At 62.9% G+C, this 23062-nt stretch carries 17 protein-coding genes and 1 pseudogene; 5 read left to right on the forward strand and 13 right to left on the reverse strand.

The features are described from left to right. Positions 1-53: 53 nt before the first annotated feature. The 12 genes and pseudogenes from purD to ACSQ17_RS13800 all read right to left on the reverse strand — a co-directional run bounded on the left by purD (position 54) and on the right by ACSQ17_RS13800 (position 15428). On the reverse strand, positions 54-1352 hold the full coding sequence (purD, locus tag ACSQ17_RS13745) for a phosphoribosylamine--glycine ligase (RefSeq protein ID WP_436069256.1): 1299 nt from the start codon (positions 1350-1352) through the stop codon (positions 54-56). A gap of 199 nt (positions 1353-1551) precedes the next feature. Further along, positions 1552-3159, reverse strand: coding sequence for a bifunctional phosphoribosylaminoimidazolecarboxamide formyltransferase/IMP cyclohydrolase (gene purH, locus ACSQ17_RS13750; protein WP_436069257.1), 1608 nt, complete (start codon positions 3157-3159; stop codon positions 1552-1554). A 91-nt stretch (positions 3160-3250) separates the two neighbouring features. Next, on the reverse strand, positions 3251-3571 hold the full coding sequence (gene fis, locus ACSQ17_RS13755) for a DNA-binding transcriptional regulator Fis (RefSeq protein ID WP_108486851.1): 321 nt from the start codon (positions 3569-3571) through the stop codon (positions 3251-3253). Next, positions 3568-4566 (reverse strand): tRNA dihydrouridine synthase DusB, encoded by a 999-nt coding sequence (dusB, locus tag ACSQ17_RS13760; protein ID WP_436069258.1) that lies wholly within the window; start codon positions 4564-4566, stop codon positions 3568-3570. The genes fis and dusB overlap by 4 nt, the downstream gene beginning before the upstream one ends. Before the next feature lie 179 nt (positions 4567-4745). Continuing rightward, the gene (locus ACSQ17_RS13765) at positions 4746-6101 is read right to left on the reverse strand and encodes a DUF3426 domain-containing protein (protein ID WP_436069259.1); all 1356 of its coding nucleotides are present in this window, start codon (positions 6099-6101) and stop codon (positions 4746-4748) included. 75 nt (positions 6102-6176) lie between these two features. Next, positions 6177-7055 carry a 50S ribosomal protein L11 methyltransferase gene (gene prmA / locus ACSQ17_RS13770; protein ID WP_436069260.1) on the reverse strand — a complete coding sequence of 293 codons (879 nt, stop codon included), beginning with the start codon at positions 7053-7055 and terminating at the stop codon, positions 6177-6179. 306 nt (positions 7056-7361) lie between these two features. Further along, positions 7362-8711, reverse strand: coding sequence for an acetyl-CoA carboxylase biotin carboxylase subunit (gene accC, locus ACSQ17_RS13775; RefSeq protein ID WP_436069261.1), 1350 nt, complete (start codon positions 8709-8711; stop codon positions 7362-7364). Positions 8712-8728: 17 nt separating this feature from the next. Continuing rightward, on the reverse strand, positions 8729-9190 hold the full coding sequence (gene accB / locus ACSQ17_RS13780) for an acetyl-CoA carboxylase biotin carboxyl carrier protein (protein ID WP_436069262.1): 462 nt from the start codon (positions 9188-9190) through the stop codon (positions 8729-8731). A gap of 22 nt (positions 9191-9212) precedes the next feature. Continuing rightward, the gene (aroQ, locus tag ACSQ17_RS13785) at positions 9213-9662 is read right to left on the reverse strand and encodes a type II 3-dehydroquinate dehydratase (protein ID WP_160013077.1); all 450 of its coding nucleotides are present in this window, start codon (positions 9660-9662) and stop codon (positions 9213-9215) included. Positions 9663-9782: 120 nt separating this feature from the next. Then, a complete protein-coding gene (locus tag ACSQ17_RS13790; protein WP_436069263.1) occupies positions 9783-11549 on the reverse strand; it encodes a protein-disulfide reductase DsbD in 1767 nt (588 codons plus the stop codon). Between the two features lie 127 nt (positions 11550-11676). Next, positions 11677-12192, reverse strand: a pseudogene (locus ACSQ17_RS13795) (methyl-accepting chemotaxis protein); the annotation flags it as partial. A 1616-nt stretch (positions 12193-13808) separates the two neighbouring features. Further along, positions 13809-15428, reverse strand: a complete 1620-nt coding sequence (locus ACSQ17_RS13800; RefSeq protein WP_436069264.1) for a diguanylate cyclase — start codon at positions 15426-15428, stop codon at positions 13809-13811. A 307-nt stretch (positions 15429-15735) separates the two neighbouring features. Between ACSQ17_RS13800 and ACSQ17_RS13805 the strand changes: the two genes are divergently transcribed. From ACSQ17_RS13805 to speA, 4 genes are all read left to right on the forward strand, one after another. Beyond that, the gene (locus ACSQ17_RS13805) at positions 15736-16809 is read left to right on the forward strand and encodes a DUF2333 family protein (protein ID WP_436069265.1); all 1074 of its coding nucleotides are present in this window, start codon (positions 15736-15738) and stop codon (positions 16807-16809) included. Between the two features lie 3 nt (positions 16810-16812). Beyond that, positions 16813-17349, forward strand: a complete 537-nt coding sequence (locus tag ACSQ17_RS13810) for an NUDIX hydrolase (RefSeq protein WP_436069266.1) — start codon at positions 16813-16815, stop codon at positions 17347-17349. A 264-nt stretch (positions 17350-17613) separates the two neighbouring features. Continuing rightward, the gene (locus ACSQ17_RS13815; RefSeq protein WP_436069267.1) at positions 17614-17985 is read left to right on the forward strand and encodes a translation initiation factor Sui1; all 372 of its coding nucleotides are present in this window, start codon (positions 17614-17616) and stop codon (positions 17983-17985) included. Between the two features lie 124 nt (positions 17986-18109). Beyond that, positions 18110-20023, forward strand: coding sequence for an arginine decarboxylase (speA, locus tag ACSQ17_RS13820; RefSeq protein WP_436069268.1), 1914 nt, complete (start codon positions 18110-18112; stop codon positions 20021-20023). A gap of 200 nt (positions 20024-20223) precedes the next feature. Here the strand turns inward: speA and ACSQ17_RS13825 are convergent, their stop codons facing one another. Continuing rightward, entirely contained in the window at positions 20224-21579 is a 1356-nt protein-coding gene (locus ACSQ17_RS13825; RefSeq protein WP_436069269.1) for a 3-oxoacyl-ACP reductase, read from the reverse strand. Positions 21580-21736: 157 nt separating this feature from the next. Between ACSQ17_RS13825 and ACSQ17_RS13830 the strand changes: the two genes are divergently transcribed. Beyond that, positions 21737-23017 (forward strand): acetyl-CoA C-acetyltransferase, encoded by a 1281-nt coding sequence (locus ACSQ17_RS13830; RefSeq protein WP_436069270.1) that lies wholly within the window; start codon positions 21737-21739, stop codon positions 23015-23017. Positions 23018-23062 lie beyond the last annotated feature (45 nt).

Genomic DNA, 23062 nt, shown 5'->3' on the forward strand with positions numbered 1-23062 from the left:
GAGGGAAATATGACAAAGGTGGCCAATTGGCCACCTTTGTTGTGTTTTACCCTTTATTTACCTTCACTTTTCCCGCGTTCGCGGGCAATGGCGCGGTAACCGATATCGGTGCGGTAGAAACTGCCGCTCCAGCGGATTTTCTCGGCCAGGCGGTAGGCCTGTTGCTGGGCTTCCTCGACCGTGCGGCCGATAGCGGTGGCGCACAGTACGCGGCCGCCGGCGGTGACGATCTGGCCGTCTTTCAGCGCGGTACCGGCGTGGAATACCTTGCCGTCCAGTTGTGCGGCGTCATCCAGACCTTCGATCACGTCACCCTTGGCGTAGTCGGCCGGGTAACCGCCCGCCGCGATCACCACGCCGACAGTCGGGCGCGGATCCCAGGTGGCTTCGACCTTGTCCAGCGCCTTGGCCAGGGCGGCCTCGACCAGCAGCACCAGGGAGCTTTCCAGGCGGCACATGATTGGCTGGGTTTCCGGGTCGCCGAAGCGGCAGTTGAACTCGATGACTTTCGGTTTGCCGGCCTTGTCGATCATCAGCCCGGCGTAGAGGAAGCCGGTGTAGACGTTGCCTTCGGCGGCCATGCCGCGCACGGTCGGGTAGATCACTTCGTCCATCACGCGCTTATGCACGTCGGCGGTAACCACTGGGGCTGGCGAGTAAGCACCCATGCCGCCGGTGTTCGGGCCGGTATCGGCATCGCCAACACGCTTGTGGTCCTGGCTGGTGGCCATCGGCAGCACGTTCTCGCCGTCGACCATGACGATAAACGAGGCCTCTTCGCCATCGAGGAACTCCTCGATCACCACGCGCGAACCGGCGTCGCCGAACGCGTTACCGGCGAGCATGTCGCGCACGGCGTCTTCGGCTTCCTGCAGGGTCATGGCGACGATCACGCCTTTACCGGCAGCCAGGCCGTCGGCCTTGATCACGATCGGTGCGCCTTTCTCACGCAGGTAGGCCAGGGCCGGCTCGACTTCGGTGAAGTTCTGGTAGTCGGCAGTCGGGATGTTTTGGCGCGCCAGGAAGTCCTTGGTAAAGGCCTTGGAGCCTTCCAGCTGCGCGGCTGCTGCTGTAGGGCCGAAGATATCCAGCTTGCGGGCGCGGAACAGGTCGACCACGCCTTTAACCAGCGGCGCTTCCGGGCCGACGATGGTCAGTTGCACGTTCTTTTCGGCGAAGTCGGCCAGTGCCTGGATATCCAGCACGTCGATGGCGACGTTCTCGCACTTGGCCTCAACGGCGGTGCCGGCGTTGCCCGGTGCGACGAAGACTTTCTCGACGCGCTTGTCCTGCGCCACTTTCCAGGCCAGGGCATGTTCACGACCGCCGCTGCCGATGATCAATACGTTCATGTTTCTCTCCCAGTGGAGGCGGGCCTTGAGCCCGTTTGGTGGATAAGCGAAGCGTTATCCACCCTACAAATTCCGAGGCCGTGATCGGGCTGGTAGATGCAAGGCGCCTGGGGCTTTCTCAAGCGGAGTTGCCTAGCGGCAATGAGCATTGAGGAAGTCCCAGGCAACGCCGCAGATGCCTGTCCGAGCGCGACCGTTTTTAGTGCCTAAAGTGGCGCATGCCGGTAAACACCATGGCAATGCCAGCTTCGTCGGCAGCTGCAATTACTTCGGCATCACGCATCGAACCACCCGGCTGAATCACGGCGGTAATGCCGTTGGCGGCTGCATTGTCCAGACCGTCGCGGAACGGGAAGAAGGCGTCGGACGCCATCACTGAACCCGCAACCTGCAGGCCAGCGTGCTCGGCCTTGATCGCGGCGATACGGGCGGAGTTGACCCGCGACATCTGGCCGGCGCCGACGCCGATGGTCTGGCGGCCCTTGGCGTAGACGATGGCGTTGGATTTGACGAACTTGGCGACTTTCCAGGCGAAGATCAGGTCATGGATTTCCTGCTCGCTCGGCGCACGCTTGGTGACGATTTTCAGGTCTTCGGCTTTGATCATGCCGATATCGCGGCTCTGCACCAGCAGGCCACCGTTAACCCGCTTGAAGTCCCAGCCAGCACTGCGCTCGGCTGGCCATTCGCCGCACTCGAGCAAGCGCACGTTGGCTTTGGCGGCGACCACTTCACGGGCGGCAGCGCTGATTTTCGGGGCGATGATCACTTCGACAAACTGACGATCAACGATGGTCTGGGCGGTTGCGCCGTCCAGCTCACGGTTGAAGGCGATAATGCCGCCGAAGGCCGACTCGGTGTCGGTAGCGTAGGCCAGTTCGTAGGCCTGGCGGATGCCGCCTTCGCTGTCCAGGGCCACGGCCACGCCGCACGGGTTGGCGTGCTTGACGATCACGCAGGCTGGCTTGACGAAGCTCTTCACGCATTCCAGCGCGGCGTCGGTGTCGGCCACGTTGTTGAACGACAGTTCCTTGCCCTGCAGCTGGATGGCGGTGGCGACGCTAGCCTCGCCCTTCTGTGCTTCCACGTAGAACGCCGCGCTCTGGTGCGGGTTCTCGCCGTAGCGCATTTCCTGGGCCTTGATGAACTGGCTGTTGAAGGTGCGCGGGAAAGAACCGCGTTCTTCGGTGGAGAGGATGTCGCGGCTCTGGTCGATGGTGCCCAGGTAGTTGGCGATCATGCCGTCGTAGGCAGCGGTGTGCTCGAAGGCTTTCAGGGCCAGGTCGAAGCGCTGGGCATAGCTCAGGCCGCCGGCTTTCAGGCTTTCGACGATGCCAGCGTAGTCGCCGGCGTTGACCACGATGGCCACGTCTTTGTGGTTCTTGGCAGCCGAACGCACCATGGTCGGGCCGCCGATATCGATGTTCTCGATGGCATCGGCCAGGTCACAACCGGGCTTGGCCACGGTGGCGGCGAAGGGGTAGAGGTTGACCGCCACCAGGTCGATCGGCTTGATGCCGTGCTGCTCCATCACGCCACCGTCGAGGGCGCGACGGCCGAGGATACCGCCGTGGATCTTCGGGTGCAGGGTCTTGACGCGACCGTCCATCATTTCCGGGAAGCCGGTGTAATCGGCCACTTCCACGGCAGCGATGCCGTTGTCCTTGAGCAGCTTGTAAGTGCCGCCGGTGGAGAGGATTTCCACATTCAGGGCGACGAGCTCGCGGGCAAACTCGAGGATGCCGGTCTTGTCGGAAACACTGATCAAGGCGCGGCGAACGGGGAGGCGGGTGGTCTGGTCGGTCATTTCAGAGTCCATCAGGCGGAAGTTTTGGCAATCAAAGAGCTATCAGCAAAAAAGGCGGCTCATGTGGGCCGCCCTTTTCGGGGGTTCGGGGTTACAGCAGGTCGTACTGCTTGAGCTTCTTGCGCAGGGTGCCGCGATTCAGGCCGAGCAGTTCGGAGGCCTTGGTCTGGTTGCCCTTGACGTAATTCATCACGGTTTCCAGCAGCGGTGCCTCGACTTCGGTGAGCACCAGGTTGTAGACGTCACTGACGTCCGCGCCCTCAAGATGGGCGAAGTAGTTGTGCAGCGCCTTCTCGACACTGCCACGCAGGGTTTGGCCCTCTTCGCTTGGCGTATTGAGATGCTGCTTCAAGCTGCTGTTGTCACTCACGGGAGCCATTTCACTTCCTAAAGTCTCAGTCAACATCGTCATGCGGCCACCCCTTCTCCATTGTTATGCCGTTCGCTGAGAAACGCGCGAACGTTGGCGCACTGCGCGTCCGTACTGTCCAGACGATTGAATTGGGCGCGAAACTCCTTGGCGCCCGGCAAGGTTGCGAGATACCAACTGACATGTTTGCGGGCAATCCGCACGCCCATGACATCGCCGTAGAAGGCGTGCAGGGCTGTCAGATGTTCAAGCAGAATGCGTTCCACCTCGCCCAGGCCCGGTGCCGGCAATTGCTCGCCGGTTCGCAGGTAGTGCTCGATTTCACGGAATATCCACGGCCGGCCCTGAGCCGCGCGGCCGATCAGCAGGCCATCGGCGCCAGTGGCGGCCAATACGGCCTTGGCCTTTTGCGGTGAGTCGATGTCGCCGTTGGCCAGCACCGGGATCGACACCGCTTGCTTGATTGCGGCGATGGTCTCGTACTCGGCTTCGCCCATGTACAGGTCGGCGCGGGTGCGGCCGTGTACAGCGAGGGCGACAACGCCGCTGTCTTCAGCGATCTTCGCCACGGTGATGCCGTTTTTGTTGTCACGGTCCCAGCCGGTGCGGATCTTCAGAGTGACCGGCACGTCCACGGCGGCGACCACGGCCTGAAGAATCTCACGCACCAGTTGTTCGTCTTTCAGCAGGGCAGAGCCGGAAGCCTTGTTACAGACCTTCTTGGCCGGGCAGCCCATGTTGATATCGATGATCTGCGCACCCATCTCCACATTGCGCCGCGCCGCTTCGGCGAGCATCTCGGGATCACCACCGGCGATCTGTACCGAGCGGGGCTCGGGATCACCACTGTGAATCATGCGCAGGCTCGATTTGCGGGTGTTCCACAGGCGCACATCGCTGGTGACCATTTCCGACACCACCAGACCCGCGCCCATGCGCTTGCACAGCTGGCGAAACGGCTGGTCTGTGACGCCCGCCATGGGGGCGAGGATCAGCGAGTTTGGCAATGTGTAGGGGCCGATGCGTAGCGCCGACATAGGGCTTCCCTGCTCAAGAGACCTGCTGTTGAACAAATAGGAGAGTGCGAAAAAGGGTGGGCATGATACCCGCTCTGGATGACCGGAGAAAGGCTGTTTTGAACAAATTCTGAACAGCTGCGGGCTTATCGCGAAGGGTTTGGTTGTGGCGGATTTTCAAGCAATCCGCCGCGTACAGGCTATTCCGGCGAGTGGAAGCTGAGGCTGTAGTTCACCGCCTGGGTGCCGGGGTCGAGGATGTCCAGGGAGATGTGAATGGGCGTCTGCGGCGGCATTTCCGCGTTGCCTGCCAGCTCGCCGGCGAGGTATTCGCTGGGTTTGAAGCGGCGGCTGGCGAGCAGTTGGCCGTTGATGTCGGCGAAGCGCATTTCCAGCAGCGGGAAGGGCTGGGAGAACGCCGCGCGGTTGTAGAGGATGGCATCAACCACCAGGGCGCCGCTGAATTCCGGATGGCTGCGCACCACCAGGTTGCTGCTCTTGATCTGTGCAATATCGACTTTGGAGGGCAGCTGGCAGCCGATGGTCGGGCAGAGTTGTTCGAACCAGGGGCGGTACTGATCCTGGCGGGCCAGTTCATCGAAGTGATACATCACGTACTGCCCGGCGAGGGCCGCGGCACCCAGCAGGTTCAGCAGGCCCCAGCCGATCCAGCGGCCCCAGGGCTTTTGTGGTTGCTGCCAGGCCAGTTGCAGGGGCTCGTCATCCAGTTCGAAGAGGTGTTCGTCGCGCAGCTCGGGTTCGCTGCGTGGGATTTTCTTCGTAGCAACTGGAGGTGTCTCGTCGTCATCGTCACGTAGTGCGCTGAACGGTTTGCGCTCGGCATGCAGCTCGATGTGCTCAATCTCGGGTTCCGGCGGCGCAGCGCGGCGGTCGGTGGCGTTGAGGCTGAATGGCTGTTCTGTGGCGGACAGCGAAAAAGTCTCTGGCACGGCGACAGCCGGCTCGGTCGGGCTGGGCGCGCGTGCTGCTGTCGGCGTCGGGTTGCTCGTGCGCTCGCCCTGCAGGGCCAGGCTGGCAGTGGGCTTGGGTTGTTCGTCCTGCAACAGGGCTTCGGCCCAGCGCTCGTCGAGCGGGTCGTGCTCGACCGGCTCCGGGGCGAGGAAGGTTTCGCTGTATTTGGGCGCGTTATCAATCGCCAGAAATTGTTTCGACAGTTGCTGCTCTTGGGCTTCGAGCTTGGCTAGCTCCTCATCCAGGTCAAGGCTGTCGAGGTCCAGGTCGTCATGAATCCACAGGGTATCGCTGGCTTTACTGCTGGTGGGCGCGGCCGGTATTGCGGGGGCGGCGCTGGGCATAACCGGGCGCGGCGCGGACGGCACGGGCGGTTTGCTCGGCTGTGGTGCCGGCGTTGGCGTTGCGATTGGCGTCGCGGGGGGCGGCAGCGCCTGGCCTTGCTCGCGCAACTGCTGTGCGGCATTGAACACGTGCAGGCAGGCTCCGCAGCGCACGGCACCATGGGCGGCACCCAGCTGCGTGAGGTTCACGCGAAAGCTGGTGCGGCAATGGGGGCACTGGGTGACGAAGCTCTGGGTCATGCGGCGGTCCGGTTGAACAAGGCGGCTAGTCTAACGCAAGTGCTCGCTAATGCAGCAGCTGTGCGCGGTGGCCGGTTAGCGGCGTACGCCGCTGATGCGTACCCAGCCGTCTTTAACGGCGGTCGGGTCGAGGATAAAGGCATCGTTGTAAGCGGCGCGCACCTCGTCAGCCTGTTCGGCCAGAATCCCCGACAGGGCCAGGCGGCCGCCCGGTTTGACCAAGGCGGTGATCTGCGCCGCCAACGCCACCAGCGGGCCGGCGAGGATATTGGCTACCACTACGTCGGCCTGCTCCTGTGGCATATCGGCCGGCAGGAAGACTGGGAAGCGCGATGGGTCGATACCGTTGCGCCCGGCGTTGTCGCGGGAGGCTTCCAGGGCTTGTGGGTCAATATCGGTGCCGCGTGCAGTCGGTGCGCCGAGCAGCAGGGCGGCGATCGCCAGAATCCCCGAGCCGCAGCCGAAATCGATCACGCTGCAGTCGTCCAGCGGCTGGCCGTCCAGCCACTCCAGGCACAGCGCGGTGGTTGGGTGGGTGCCGGTGCCGAAGGCCAGGCCCGGATCGAGCAGCAGGTTGACTGCCTCCGGTTCCGGGGCGGCGTGCCAGCTCGGCACGATCCACAGGCGTTGGCCGAAACGCATGGGCTGGAATCCGTCCATCCAGCTGCGTTCCCAGTCCTGGTCTGCGATCACTTCAGCTTGATGTTCCGGCAATTCGGCGCCGGTGAGCAGTTGCAGGTGAGCGAATACTGCGTCAGCCGGGGTGTCGGCTTCAAACAGGGCGAGCAGATGGGTGTGTGACCACAGCGGCGTGGTGCCCAGGTCTGGCTCGAAAATCGGCTGGTCTTCGGCGTCCATAAAGGTCACCGAGACGGCGCCGACTTCCAGCAGTGCATCTTCGTAGGTTTCCGCCTGCTCCGGGGTGATGGCGAGACGAACTTGTAACCAGGGCATGGGGGAACCTCGTGAACACTGTGGCGGGACGCTGCAAATTGGCGCGCAGCTTACTTGAAGCGGTGGGGCGGCTGCCACCGCTTGCGGTCGGCAGAAACGACAAGGGCTGCCGAATGGCAGCCCTTGTTTAGCATTTCAGCTATGGCCTCGCGAGCTAGAGCGGTACAAGGCGCTACGTAGTAACAGCCTTTGGCTGGTCAAAGCGCCGAGGAAGCGGAGTTTACGTCTGTAAATGAGCATTCCTCGGGCGTTTTTAACGCCCCCTTCTTTTATCGAGAGGGGCCGACGCGCAGCAGGTCATTGGGCTTAGTGCTTATCCATACCCAGTTTTTTCTCCAGGTAATGGATATTCACGCCGCCTTTGCAGAAGCCCTTGTCACGAACCAGCATGCGGTGCAGCGGCACGTTGGTCTTGATGCCGTCGACCACGATCTCATCCAGGGCATTGCGCATACGGGCCATGGCCTCGTCGCGGGTTGCGCCGTAGGTGATGATCTTGCCGATCAGCGAGTCGTAGTGCGGTGGCACGCTGTAGCCGCTGTACAGGTGCGAGTCCATCCGCACGCCGTTACCGCCTGGCGCGTGGAAGTGCTTGACCTTACCAGGGCAGGGCATGAAGTTGTCCGGGTCTTCGGCGTTGATCCGGCACTCCAGCGAGTGACCGCGAATCACCACGTCACTCTGCTTGAACGACAGTTTGTTGCCAGCGGCGATGCTGAGCATCTCCTTGACGATGTCGATGCCGGTGACCATTTCCGAAACCGGGTGCTCAACCTGCACGCGGGTGTTCATCTCGATAAAGTAGAAACGGCCGTCTTCGTAGAGGAACTCGAAGGTGCCGGCGCCGCGATAACCGATTTCGATACAGGCATCGACGCAGCGTTGCAGCACTTCGGCGCGGGCTTTTTCATCGATGCCCGGAGCTGGCGCTTCTTCCAGCACCTTCTGGTGGCGGCGTTGCAGCGAGCAGTCGCGGTCACCCAGGTGGATGGCGTTGCCCTGGCCGTCGGAGATGACCTGGACTTCCACGTGGCGTGGGTTGCCGAGGAACTTCTCCAGATAGACCATCGGGTTGCCGAACACCGAACCGGCTTCGCTGCGGGTCAGCCTGGCCGATTTGATCAGGTCTTCTTCCTTGTACACCACGCGCATGCCGCGACCACCGCCGCCGCCAGCGGCTTTGATGATCACCGGGTAACCGACTTCGCGGGCAATCTGCAGGGCGGTTTCTTCGTCTTCCGGCAGTGGGCCGTCGGAACCAGGCACTACCGGTACACCGGCGCGCTTCATGGCGTCCTTGGCTGAGACTTTGTCGCCCATCAGGCGGATGGTCTCGGCTTTCGGGCCGATAAAGGCGAAGCCGGAGTTTTCCACCTGTTCGGCGAAGTCGGCGTTTTCCGCGAGGAAGCCGTAGCCGGGGTGAATGGCGGTGGCGCCAGTGACTTCAGCGGCGCTGATGATCGCCGGAATATTCAGGTAGGACAGCGCGCCCGAGGCCGGGCCGATGCACACCGACTCGTCGGCCAGGCCCAAGTGCATCAGTTCGCGGTCAGCGGTGGAATGCACCGCGACGGTCTTGATGCCCAGCTCTTTACAGGCGCGCAAGACGCGCAGGGCAATCTCGCCGCGGTTGGCGATCAGAACTTTTTCCAACATCGCAGGCTCTCCGCGGATCAAACGATGGTGAACAGAGGTTGATCGTATTCCACCGGCTGGCCGTTCTCGCCCAGGATGGATTCGATCACGCCGCTGGTTTCGGCCTCGATATGGTTCATCATCTTCATCGCTTCAACGATGCAGAGAATGTCGCCTTTCTTCACGCTCTGCCCGACTTCGACGAAGTTGGCCGCAGTTGGGCCTGAAGCGCGGTAGAAGGTGCCGACCATCGGCGAACGCACCACGGTGCCATTCAGTTTGGCAGCAGCCGGTGCGGCAGCTTCGGCAGCTACCGGGGCGGCAGCCACTGGCGCAGCTGTCGGGGCAGGGGCCTGGGCATACACCGGCTGTTGCATAAAGGCCGGTTGCTTGCTGTGGCGGCTGATGCGCACGGACTCTTCGCCTTCGCGAATCTCCAGCTCGTCGATACCGGATTCTTCCAGCAGCTCGATCAGTTTTTTGACTTTACGAATATCCATAGTGGTTCAACTCCCGGTGAGGTCAGGGACGCTTAAGTTCAAGTTGTTCGAGTGCAGCCTCCAGGGCCAGTCGGTAACCGCTGGCGCCAAGGCCGCAGATCACTCCCACCGCTACATCGGAAAAGTAGGAGTGATGGCGGAAAGCTTCGCGTTTGTGCACGTTGGACAAATGCACTTCGATGAATGGGATGCTCACTGCCAGCAATGCGTCACGTAATGCGACGCTGGTATGAGTAAAAGCGGCAGGATTGATCAGGATAAAGTCGACACCTTCGCCTTTTGCGGCGTGAATACGGTCAATCAGCTCGTATTCGGCATTGCTCTGCAGGTACAGCAGGTGGTGGCCTGCTTCGCGTGCCCGGCGCTCCAAGTCGAGGTTGATCTGCTCCAGGGTTGTGGCGCCGTAGGTGCCCGGCTCACGGGTGCCGAGCAGGTTGAGGTTGGGGCCGTGCAATACCAGTAGGGTCGCCATGGCGGTGCTTCCTTGTTTTTCTACTGCGCAGGACTATGCCGCGACAGCGTGGGGCTGTCCAGTTCTCAGCAATAGTCGACACGATGACCGCAGATTGCGGCAGATATATGACTCAGGGCGTTAAAAGCGTTCCCGAGCCGTGCTCAGGCGGGCAGCAAAGGTCGCCGCATCCACCTCGCCTACGACACGCAAATCCAGCCATTCGTCACCTTTGGCGTCGAATAGCAGGATGGCCGGTGGGCCGAACAGCTGGTAGCGGTCGAGCAGGGCGCGCTGGGCGGGGGTGCTTTCGGTGATGTCGAAACGCACCAGTTGATAGTCACCCAGTTGGCGGCCGACTTGCGGTGCGCTGAGCACTTCACGTTCGATTACTTTGCAGCTGATGCACCAGTCGGCATACCAGTCGAGCAGCAGCGGTTTGCCGTTGTTTTGTGCCGTGAGCAAGGCTGCATCCAGCTCGGCGGGTGTACTGATGGTTTGCCACTGACCGGATTGCACCTGAGTGGCTTCGGCGCTGCTGACCATGCGGCCGAGTGGCCGTAGCGGGTCGTCCTGGCCCTGCAGTGCGCCAACCCAGGCCACCAGTGCGTAGACCAGCAGGGGCAGGCCGAGCAGTTGCGCGAGTTTCTGGTGATGGGTCTTCGGCGTCAGTTCCAGTACGCCGAGCCACAGTGCGATGCCTGCGGCCAGCAAACCCCACAACGCCAGGCTGATTGGGCCGGGTACAACGCGCTCGAGCAGCCAGATGGCCACGGCCATCAGCAGTGCGCCGAACAGATTGCGCACGGTGAGCATCCAGGGGCCAGATTTCGGCAGCAATGCACCGCCACCGACGGCAAACAGCACCAGCGGCGCGCCCATACCCAGGCCTAGGGCCAGCAGTTTGAGACCGCCGCCCAAGGCATCGCCGCTAGCGCTGATATACAGCAGCGCGCCGGCCAGCGGCGCGGATACGCAGGGCGATACCAGTACGCTGGAGAGTACGCCCAGCGCTGCCGCGCTGAAAATCGTGCCGCCGTGTAGGCGTTGGCTCAGGCGCTGTAGTCGGCCGTCGATTGCTGCCGGCAGGCGTAGTTCAAGAAAGCCCAGGCTGGCCGCGCCGAACAGCGCGAAGAAGATCGCAAACGGCACCAACACCCAGGGCGATTGCAAGCGTGCCTGCAAGTTGAGTTCGGCGCCGAACAGGCCCATCAGTGCGCCAAGGATGGCAAAGCTCAGGGCCATCGGCAGCACGTAGGCCAGCGACAGCAGCAGGCTGCGCATGCCGCCCGGCTGGCCGCGCAGTACCACGCCGGTGAGGATCGGCAGCATCGGCAGTACGCAGGGGGTGAAGGTCAGTGCCAGGCCGCCGAGGAAGAACAGCGCCAGGTCCGTCCAGCTCCACGGCTGGGCTGCATCGGTTGCAGGATTGCCAGCACTTGCGCCGCCGCCAATCGCCAGTACTTCGGTCTCTGGGGGGTAGCACAGGCCTTTGTCGGCGCAGCCCTGGTAGCTGACGCTGAGGGAGAAGGGGCGATTGTCCGGGTTGTTGACCGGCACCTCGACATCCAGCACCTCGTAATACACCTCGACATCGCCGAAGTACTCATCATGCTTGGCCTTGCCGGCCGGCAGCACGGCCTGGCCCTGGTTTATAGCGGCCGGCTCGCTGCTAAAACCGAAGCGGTGCTTATAGAGGTAGTAACCCTCAGCAGCGACAAAGCGCAGTTTCACCGACTCACTGGAACTGCTGATCAGACTCAGCTTGAACGCCTCGCGCACCGGCAGGAAATCGGCGCTGTTGTTCAGTGGCGCACCCAGTTGTGCGGGCACGGGCGGCTTGTCGAACAGGCCGGCACTGGCCGGCAGGACGACGAGAAGCAGAAGCAGACTGAGAAAACGGTGCATGGCAGGCTCGCGAAGCGGGAGTCGCCGCATCATAGCGGAGGCGTGTAGCCCCGCGCATGCCCCAGCCTGTAAACGGTCTTGTCGAACGGCCGGATGGCGCGCGGCAGATTGCCGCGCCCAGGTGTGTTCAGACGCGAAAGGCCTGCACCGCCGTATGCAACTGGCCACCCAATTGCTGCAAATGTTCACCTTGTTGGCGGCCCTCGCCGATGCGTTGCAGGTTGTCGCTGCCAAGGCTGTGGATGCGCTCGCTATGCCCGCGAATTTCGCTGACTGCGCCGCTCTGCTGGGCGGTGGCATCGGCGATGCGCTCGGCCATGCTGGCGATGGTGCGGATTGCCGCGACGATTTCATCCAGCGCCCCGTCAGCCGCTTGCGCCTGACTTGCTGTGGTTTCGGCATGTTCAACCTGGTTGCGCATGGCCTGCACCGATTGCAGCGCGGCCTGCTGCAGGCGGCCGATCAACTCTTGAATCTGCGCGGTGGCACCGCTGGTGCGTTGCGACAGCGAGCGCACTTCATCGGCAACCACGGCAAAACCGCGGCCCAGTTCGCCGGCCCGCGCGGCTTCGATAGCGGCATTCAGCGCGAGCAGATTGGTCTGTTCGGCGATGCCGCGAATCACCGTCAGTACATTGCCGATGGTCGCGGTTTCCTCGGCCAGGCGCTCGATGGCCTGGGCGTTGCCTTGCACCTCATCAACCAGTGCATGCAGGCCGGTCAGGCTGTGTCCGATCACCTGTTGGCCCTGTTCCAGGGCGCGGTTGGCATCGCGACTGGCGTCGGCGGCCTGGCTGGCATCGCCGGCTACTTGTTGGATAGTGGCCTGCAACTCGCCGAGTGCATCGCGAATCTGCGCAGTATCGCCGGCCTGGCGCTCTGCGCCGTTGTGCAAACCGCCGCTGAGTTCGGCCAGGGTGCGGCTGGAGCCAACCACCTGTTCGGCATGCTGGCGAATGGTGCCGACCAGGTCCACCAGATAGGCACGCAGGCGGTTCAGCGACTCCTCGATATCGCGCAGTTCGCGGGTGCGTGAGTTGAGATGGATGTCATCGGCGAAGTCGCCGGCGGCCCAGGCGGATAGGGCTGGAACCAGGCGCTCAAGCACGCGGGTGAGGCGCCGCTGGATGGTGTCGATGATCAGTGCGATCAACAAGATCAGGCCGATCATCAGGCCGAGGATCAGCTGCACTTCACCCTGGATGCGTCCGTGCTCGGCGCGTACCAGGGGCTCCAGCGCTGCCAGCGCCTGCTGCACCTGGTCGATCTGCGTGCGTGTGCTGCTGGCCAGTGCACTGCGCTGTTCGATCAGACTGCGGGTGCGTTGCAGTTCGGCCGGGTAGCGGCTGGTCAGGCTGCTCAAGGCGCGTTTGAGGGCAATGCCACGGTCTTCAGCCTGGCTGTTCTCGCTGCTGGCATCCAGGCCCAGCAAATCGGCAAAAGCGTTGCCGGGTGTCGGGTTAGCGTCGGCTACGCCGAGTAGAGGAAGTTCGCTGAGCGTCTGAACCTGTTTGCCAAGGGCAGCCAGCTCACGTTCAACTTCACTGGCCAGCTCGCTGCGGCCACTGCGTACCAGCTTGTCGCGGGCATGCGCCAGGCGCGTCAGGTGGCGCGCGGCGTTGAACAGCGGGCGCCGATAGCTGGCCGCGGCGCTGGCCTCGCTGCTATCAGCGTATTGCGCCAGTTGCTCAAGGGTGGCGTCGATTTCTCGCTCGGCTTGCAAGAGCAGGCCTTGCGGGTCGGCGGAGAGCTTGCCGGCGGCCAGCAGCTCATTGGCACTGAACGCGCTGAGTGCGGCCAGGCTGGGGCGCAGGTCGCTGGCCAACTGGGCGGGCAGTTCATCCAGCGCGTGCTCAAGGTTGCCCAGTGCTTGCAGGGCGGCGCTATGACGCAAGGCGTCGCCGCTTTCCAGGTAGGCGCTGATGTTCTGTGCCACATCGCCCTGGAACTGCTGCGACAGGCTCAGGTAGCGCGCCATCAGCAGGTAGGGGCGCTCCAGGGCGCGCTGCGACCACCAGAGTGTGACGGCCAGGGCCACACAGACGGTGACCAGCAGCAGGGTGTTGAGGTTGGTAAGGGATTTCAGGCGCATGGGGCTCGACCGACAGCGAACGGTTCCAGCCGCGACGGATGCGTCAGGGCGGCTGCTAAGCCTCAGAATTTATTGCTTTTTCGTGACCGTAATATGACGCCGCCGACTGCGTCACAGTTCTCCGTCGATGGGCGGACGGATGGCGCGGCCAGGTGGCCGCGTCAGGCTCAGTCGCCTTGGTAGATGGCAACCTGATTACGTCCGCCGTGCTTGGCCACATAGAGCGCCAGGTCGGCCTGCTGCGAGAGCAGCTTGCTATCGAGCTGCGGGGCCAGCTGGGCGATGCCGCAGCTGAAGGTGCAGGAGAGGTCGTGGGGTTGCGCGGAGAACTGGATTTCCGCGAAACGCTGGCGGATGTCATCCAGTACGCGGCGCGCCGATTCGGCGTCGGTATCGGGCATGACCACCGCAAATTCTTCGCCGCCGTAACGGCCGATATGATCGCTCTTGCGCAGACGCTGCTTTAGGAACAGTGCCAGGCTCTTGATCACCCGGTCGCCCATGGGGTGGCCGTAGGTGTCGTTGACCTTCTTGAAGAAGTCGATATCGATCATCGCAAAGCTCAGCGGCTGGCCGTCGCGCTCGGCGCGGAAGCGCGCATCCTCAAGCAGTTGCAGGGTGTGGGTGTGGTTGTACAGACCGGTCAGGCTGTCACGCACCATGCGCGCCTTGAGGCTGCGCGCGCGCGCTGCACGGTTGCGTACGGTGGCGATCAGATGGCGCGGCTTGATCGGTTTGGTGAGGAAGTCGTCGCCGCCCTCGCTCATCGCGTCGAGTTGCTTGTCCAGGTCGTCTTCGGCGGACAGGTAAATGATCGGCACGCTGACATAGCGGTCGTTGTGGCGGATCACCTGGGCCAGTTCCGGGCCGTTGCACTCGGGCATATACATGTCGAGGATGATCAGATCCGGCTGGAAATCGGCCAGATGGCTCATGGCCTGGATCGGCTCGATCAGGGTGCGGGTAACGATGCCGGCGCTGTTCAGCACGCGCTCGGTGTGCGTGGCCTGAGCCCGTGAATCATCGACAATCAGCACCTTGTAGGGCTCGTACTGGGAAACGTTGGTCAGCACTTCGATGCGCTCGAACAGGTTCGATGCGTCGAGGCTGCCGGTGAAAAATTCGCGACCACCGGCGCGCACGGCGGCCAGGCGGGTCATGGTGTCGGTGTCTTCGGGGCTGAAGAACAGCAGCGGAATTTTGTGCTCCAGACCTTCCTGAACGCTCTGCGCCAGTTGCAGGCCACAACCGGGGCCGGAGAAGTCGACTTCCATAATGATCGCCGCCGGGTGGCGCTCAAGGATCGCGTTACGGAAGGCATTGGCGCTGTCCAGGGCAATGGCGTTCATGCCAAAGAACTCTAGGCGCTGCACCAGCTGTTCGGCACGCTCCAGGTGTTGCAGGGCCAGGTAGACCGGTTTGCGTAGCGGCGGCAGGATGGTTTGCTCGAAGCGGTCGCCATGGCGCAGGCCGGTGCGTGACAGGCGTTGCAGCAACTGGTTGAGCTGGCTGATCAGCTCGCTGTTGAGGCGCCCCCGGTTGTCGGCCACCAGTTGCAGGCAGTTGTCGATTTCCTGGGCCAGCTGACTGTGTTCGGCCTGGTCGAAGCGCTCGGCATAGCGTTGCAGCAACTGTGCGGCCTCGCGCAGCTCGCTCATGCCGGCTTCGCTCCATTCGCTGCGCTGCAGGCGTTGCCAGACTTCCAGCACCTGGCGCGCCTGATTGATCACGCGTTGGGCGAAGTGTTGCTTGAGGCGGTCGCGGCTGGGGTCTTCTTGCTCGGTCATGGCCTGAGTTCAGTAAGTGCGGCGTATGCCAGCAGGTGATGGCTTAGTGCTAGCAATCCTAACACTGGGATTTTTTTTTGCGAGCACCGTCGATCTATTGGCGTCGGCCTTCTGTCTATGTGTTCACAGTTATTCGCATTCACTCAACCGGCGCTAAGTTTGCTGTTTGCCGCTGCGCTGCGGGCTGTGCATCCCTTATAGTGCAAGGCAGTTGCGCAACCCTGCGCGCAGGTTGTGGTCGAACGAGCAGCCCCGATTTGTGCAGTACGGTGGCGAGCTTGCTACTTGGGTCAAAAAGGACAACGCCATGTTGGATTGGAAGAATCGAACGGCCGAAGCGCGTGATGGCGCGGCAGGCACCGCCAATACGTCATCGAGCCCATCCGCCGGCCGCCTGGCCGTGCGTAGCTTTGCCGGCCTGCTGGGGCTTTATCTGTTGGTGGCCCTGGTGGTGGGCTGGTACTGGAGTCAGGAGCCTGCGCAGTTCTCTGTGCAGCAGCGTGCCGAGACCAGTGCCGAGTTGAATGGGCGCAAGCTGGTCAACGGTTACACCACCGTGGAAACCCTCAAACAGGTGGCCGGTACGCTGCTCGACAAGCCGGGCGGCTATCTGTCCAACGATCTAGCGCCGCCGGGCTTGTGGCTCGACAACATGCCGAGTTGGGAGTTTGGCGTGCTGGTGCAGGTGCGTGACATGTCCCGCGCGCTGCGCAAGGACTTCACCCGTTCGCAGTCGCAGTCCACCGAGGACCCGGATCTGGCCAAAGCCGAGCCGCGTTTCCACTTCGACAATAAGAGCTGGGCGCTGCCGGCCTCGGAAGCCGAATACGCTGAAGGCATCAAATCGCTGGACCGTTACCTGGCGCGCCTGAGTGACCCGACCCAGGGCAATGCCCAGTTCTACACCCGTGCCGACAACCTGAATAACTGGCTGGGTGACGCCGCCACCCGCCTGGGTTCGCTGTCGCAGCGCCTGTCTGCCAGCGTTGGCCAGGTGCGCCTGAATACGGCAGTGGTTGATCCTGCGCCGGGCGAAGGCGTGGCGCAGCCGGATTTTGTCGAAGGGGTGAACTACGAAACGCCGTGGCTGCAGATCGATAACGTGTTCTACGAGGCGCGTGGCCAGGCCTGGGCGCTGGCGCATCTGCTGCGTGCCATTGAGGTGGATTTCGCCGATGTATTGGCGAAGAAGAATGCCACCGTCAGCGTGCGGCAGATCATCCGCGAGCTGGAAGCTGCGCAGGAAACCCTGTGGAGCCCGATGGTGCTCAACGGCAGCGGTTATGGCCTGCTGGCCAACCACTCGCTGGTGATGGCCAACTACATTTCCCGCGCCAATGCCGGTTTGATCGACCTGCGCCAGCTGCTGTCGCAGGGTTGAGCCGTGGCCTGGTCCGAAGCCGAGGTGGCGCACCGCGCCGCCTCGGATGCCGAGCGCATCGCCTGGGTCGATGAGCAGGATCGGCCGCTGGGTGGTGTATTGCGCAGTGAGCTGCGCGAGCGGCAGCTGATTGGCCGAGGCACTTATATCCTGCTATTCAACAGCGCCGGCCAGCTCTGTGTACACCGGCGTACCCTGAGCAAAGCGTTGTATCCCGGTTATTGGGATGTGTCCGCTGGCGGCATGGTGCTCGAGGGCGAGAGCTACGCCGAATCCGCCGCCCGCGAGCTGGCTGAAGAGTTGGGTATCGAAGATGTGCCGCTGATCGAGCACGCGCATTTCCTCTATGACGCGCCGGAAAGCCGCCTGTGGTGCATGGCTTATTCAGCGGTGTCCGATGCGCCGCTGCGCTTGCAGCCGGAAGAAGTGTTGGAGGCGCGCTTTATCTCCATTGAGCAAGCGCTGGCCGAGACTCAGCACCTGCCGTATTGCCCCGATTCGTTGGCCGCCCTGGAACGCTATCTGGCCGCCATTCGCTAGCCTCTCGATCTCGCCAAACCCCGCGCTGGCCCTGGCTTTGTGCAGGATATTTGGACGTTTCGTTCGGCATCCCGCACGGCGTCGCTAATCCGCCGATTAATGGCGCATTTTTACACTTAGCAGCTGCGCTTTTTGCCGTTACACTGCGCCGCCTTCAAGCCCTGGCCGTGTATCGCCAGGGTGCGCTGCCCCTGCCTGAGTGGGGCTTCGCGGCTGACAGCCGTCAGCCAGTCGCTATCCTGACCAGCCCAAGAGGAAAAGCCGGTGGTCAAGAAAGCCTCTTCATTTGCCGCTCTCGGCGGCCTGGTGTATTCCACTGACAGTGGTCGGCATTGCCCGGACTGCAGCCAGCCGGTGGACGCCTGCACCTGCAAACAGCCCCTGATCCCCGAAGGTGATGGCATCGCCCGCGTGCGCCGTGAGACCAAGGGTCGTGGCGGCAAGACGGTGACCACCATCAGCGGTGTACCCCTGGCCGAAGAACCCCTGAAAGACCTCGCCAGCGTGCTGAAAAAGCGCTGCGGCTGTGGTGGCTCGCTCAAGGACGGGGTGATCGAGATTCAGGGTGATCACGTCGAGCTGCTGCTGGCCGAACTGATCAAGCAAGGCTTCAAAGCCAAGAAGTCCGGCGGCTGATCCCGTCTTTTCTAAACTTACTCGGCGGACCACCGGTCACAGCTGAGTAATCGTCATTTCCAGACTTTAATCTGTAAGCGTCTTGGCACTGCCAAGGCCACCAACGCCAGCAAGGGAGACTTCGATGTCTGCACGACGCACACGCAAAGATGACGGCAGCCAGTGGACCGTAGCGGACAGCCGCAGTGTCTATGGCATTCGCCATTGGGGCGCGGGTTATTTCGCGATCAATGACAAGGGCCGTGTCGAGGTGCGCCCGAATGGTCCACAAAGTACGCCGATCGATCTCTATGAGCAGATCGATGAGCTGCGTTCCAGCGGTCTGTCGCTGCCCTTGCTGGTGCGTTTCCCGGACATTCTGCAAGACCGCGTACGGCAGCTGACCGGTGCGTTCGACGCCAACATTGCGCGCCTGGAGTACCAGAGCCGCTACACCGCGCTGTACCCGATCAAGGTCAACCAGCAGGAAGCGGTGGTGGAAAACATCATCGCCACGCAGAACGTCTCCATTGGCCTGGAAGCCGGCTCCAAGCCGGAGCTGATGGCGGTGCTGGCGCTGGCCCCGAAAGGCGGCACCATCGTCTGCAACGGTTACAAGGACCGCGAGTTCATCAAGCTGGCGCTGATGGGGCAGAAGCTCGGTCACAACGTCTTCATCGTCATCGAGAAAGAATCCGAAGTGCAGCTGGTGATCGAGGAGGCCGCCGAACTCAAGGTGGCACCGCAGGTCGGCCTGCGTGTGCGCCTGTCGTCGCTGGCCTCGAGCAAGTGGGCAGATACCGGCGGCGAGAAGTCCAAGTTTGGCCTGTCGGCGGCGCAGCTGCTGTCGGTAGTCGAGCGCTTCCGTGCCGCAGGGCTGGACCAGGGCATTCGCCTGCTGCATTTCCACATGGGCTCGCAGATCGCCAACCTGTCTGACTACCAACACGGTTTCAAGGAAGCCATTCGTTATTACGGCGAGCTGCGTGGCCTGGGCCTGCCGGTCGACCATATCGACGTCGGCGGCGGCCTGGGCGTGGATTACGACGGCACCCACTCACGTAATGCCAGCTCGATCAACTACGACATGGACGACTATGCCGGCGTGGTGGTCGGCATGCTCAAGGAGTTCTGCGACGCGCAGGAGTTGCCGCATCCGCACATCTTCTCGGAAAGCGGTCGCTCGCTGACCGCGCACCACGCCATGCTGGTGGTGCAGGTTACCGACGTGGAAAAACACAACGACGAGATTCCGCGTATCGAGGATGTCACCAGCCTGCCGGAAACCGTGCGTTACCTGGTCGAGCTGCTTGGGCCGACCGATATCGAGATGGTCACCGAGACCTACTGGCGCGCCACCCACTATATGAGCGACGTGGCCACTCAGTACGCCGACGGCAAACTCAGCCTGACCGAAAAGGCCCTGGCCGAGCAGTGCTACTTTGCCGTATGCCGCCGTTTGCACAACTCGCTCAAAGCCCGTCAGCGCTCGCACCGTCAGGTGCTCGATGAGTTGAACGACAAGCTGGCCGATAAGTACATCTGCAACTTCTCGGTGTTCCAGAGCCTGCCGGACACTTGGGCCATTGGTCAGGTGTTGCCGATTCTGCCGCTCAACCGCCTCGACGAAGAACCGCTGCGCCGCGCCGTGCTGCAGGACCTGACCTGTGACTCCGACGGCAAGATCCGCCAGTACGTTGATGAGCAGTCGATTGAGACCAGCCTACCAGTGCACGAGGTGCGCGAGGGCGAGGACTACCTGCTGGGTATCTTCCTGGTCGGCGCTTATCAAGAGATCTTGGGTGATATGCACAACCTGTTCGGCGACACCGACTCGGTGAACATCTACCAGAACGCCGATGGCAGCGTGTACCACGCCGGTATCGAGACCCACGACACCATTGAGGACATGCTGCGCTACGTGCACCTGTCGCCGGAGGAGTTGATGACCCACTACCGCGACAAGGTCGCCAGCGCCAAGATCAGCCCGCGTGAGCGCACTCAGTTCCTTGATGCGCTACGTCTGGGGCTGACCCGTTCGTCGTACCTGTCGTCTTGATCGCGGGCAAGTCCGCTCCTACGAAAGAAAAGGCCCCGCATTGCGGGGCCTTTTCTTTTAGAGCCTGATTTTAAGCTCTCGCGAGCTAGAGTCCTGCAAGGCAAAAAACGGCGAGGAAGCGGAGTGTACTTTTGTACATGAGCATTCCGAGTCGGTTTTTAACGCAGCAGGGCCGACGCGCAGCAGATCGAACATGTACCTCAGGCACCGAGTAGGCTCTGTCCGCACACACGCAGCACTTGTGCGGTGGTCGCGCCGGAACCCGGCTGGGCAAACCAGGCCACGGCTTCGGCGACATCCTGCGGCAGGCCGCCCTGGCCCATGGAGTTCATCCGCCGCCCGGCTTCGCGGATGGTCAGTGGGATCGCGGCGGTCATCTGGGTTTCGATAAAACCGGGTGCCACCGCGTTGATGCTGATGCCGCGCTTGGCCAGTGTCGGTGCCCAGGCCTGGGCCAGGCCGATAACCCCTGCCTTGCTCACCGCGTAATTGGTCTGGCCCATATTGCCGGCGATACCGCTGATCGAGGCGATTAGCACCACGCGGCCATTGTCGTGCAGCTTGCCGGCGTCCAGCAGGGCTTGGGTCAGCACCTGTGGGGCATTCAGGTTGACGTTGATCACCGAGTTCCAGAAGTCGTCGCTCATCTTCGCCAAGGTCTTGTCGCGGGTGATGCCGGCGTTGTGCACGACGATATCGATGCCGTCCGGCAGCGCCTCGACCAGTTGTGCGGCGGCGTCCTCGGCACAGATGTCCAGGGCCAGGCCGCGTCCACCCAGGCGGGCGGCCAGGGCATCGAGGGCATCCTTGGCTGGTGGCACGTCCAGCAGCACCACCTCGGCACCGTCGCGGGCCAGGGTTTCGGCGATGGCCGCACCGATGCCGCGCGAAGCCCCGGTGACCAGCGCCTTCTTGCCGGCCAGCGGGTGGGTCCAGTCCTTGACCTGCTCACTGCAGGCGTTCAGACGCAGCACCTGGCCCGATACATAGGCGCTTTTCGGCGATAGGAAGAAACGCAGCGCGCCTTCCAGCTGCGCCTCGCCGCCCTTGCCGACGTAGATCAGCTGCACGTTGCCGCCACGGCGGATTTCCTTGCCCATGGAGCGGCTGAAGCCTTCCAGCGAGCGCTGCACGCTGGCGGCAATCGGGTCTTTCAGCGATTCCGGGGCGCGCCCGAGGATCACCACGCGCGGGCATTTGCCCAGGCCCTTGAAGGTCGGCTGGAAGAAGTCGCGCAGCTCGATCAGCTGCTCGAAACGGGTCAGGTGGCTTGCATCAAATACCAGCGCCTTGAGCTTGGGGCCGTGTTCGGCGGTCCAGCGTGGCAGCTCGAACTGGCCTTCGCGGGCGGCAAACAGGGTGTCGGTCAGTTTGTGGGCGAACGGCAGCACGGCGCTGGCCAGGCTGCCTTCGCCGCCCAGCAGCAGGGCTCCGTCCACCGGCCGGCTGCGCCCGGCCATCCAGCGCTCCAGCAGCAGCGGTGCGGGCAGGCCGAGTGCGCTGACCAGGCGGCGACCGGACGTGGAGTTGGCAAAGGCGAGATAACGGTCGGACATGGAACGACTCCTGCGCATGGATCAAAAGTGCGCCCACTCTACGCAGGCCGCAGAAATGCGCAATTGACCGCGCCGCCTGCTGCACTGGCAAGGCGGCCAATGCCACACTGCCGCGACAGGTTAGCCTGTGCGCCATTCACTTCATCAGGAGTCATCCATGACCCAGCCGCGCCGCGTCGCCATTGTTGGTGGCAACCGTATTCCGTTCGCCCGCTCCAACACCGTCTATGCCACCGCGAGCAACCAGGAGATGCTGACCAGCGCGCTGGATGGCCTGGTCGAGCGCTTCAACCTGCATGGCGAGCGTCTCGGCGAGGTGGTGGCCGGCGCGGTGCTCAAGCATTCGCGCGACTTCAACCTGACCCGTGAATGCGTGCTGGGCTCGCGTCTGGCCCCGGAAACGCCGGCCTATGACCTGCAACAGGCCTGCGGCACCGGCCTGGAAGCCGCGCTGCTGGTGGCCAACAAGATCGCCCTCGGGCAGATCGAGTGCGGCATTGCCGGCGGCGTCGACACCACCTCGGACGCGCCGATCGGAGTCAACGAAGGGCTGCGCAAGATTCTTCTGCAGGCCAACCGTGGCAAGAGTACCGGCGAGAAGATCAAGAGCCTGCTGCAGATTCGTCCACGCCACCTGGCTCCGGCTATTCCGCGCAACGGCGAGCCGCGCACCGGCTTGTCGATGGGGGAGCACTGCGAGCTGATGGCGCAGACCTGGGCTATCCCCCGTGACGAGCAGGACCAGCTGGCCGTGGCCAGCCACCAGAAACTCGCCGCCGCTTACGCCGAAGGCTGGCATGACGACCTGCTGACGCCGTTCCGTGGCCTGACCCGCGACCAGAACCTGCGCGCTGACATCAGCCTGGAAAAACTCGCCACCCTAAAGCCCTGCTTCGAGCGCAGCCCGCGCGGCACCATGACCGCCGCCAACTCGACGCCGCTGACCGATGGCGCATCCCTGGTGCTACTGGCCAGTGAAGAGTGGGCCAAGGCCCGTGGTCTGCCGATCCTGGCCTACTGGAAGGACGGTGAAGCGGCGGCGGTGGATTTCGCCGGCGCGGGCAAGGAAGGTCTGCTGATGGCTCCGGTCTATGCGGTGCCGCGTCTGCTGGCGCGCAACAAACTGACGCTGCAGGACTTCGACTACTACGAAATCCATGAAGCCTTCGCCGCCCAGGTGCTCTGCACCCTCAAGGCCTGGGAAGACGCCGACTACTGTAAGACCCGCCTGGGCCTGGACGCGCCGCTGGGGGCCATCGACCGCAGCAAGATGAACGTCAAGGGCAGCTCGCTGGCTGCAGGTCACCCGTTTGCCGCCACCGGTGGGCGTATCGTTGCCAACCTGGCCAAGCTGCTTTCGGTGGCGCAGGAAGGCCGTGGGCTGATCTCGATTTGTGCGGCTGGCGGTCAGGGTGTGACTGCAATCCTGGAAAAGTAATCAAACAGCGGTATCCGCACGCGGTGCGGCTACTGATGTATGCAA

The sequence above is a fragment of the Pseudomonas sp. LjRoot71 genome (assembly GCF_964253255.1).
In the GTDB taxonomy this organism is placed as follows: domain Bacteria; phylum Pseudomonadota; class Gammaproteobacteria; order Pseudomonadales; family Pseudomonadaceae; genus Aquipseudomonas.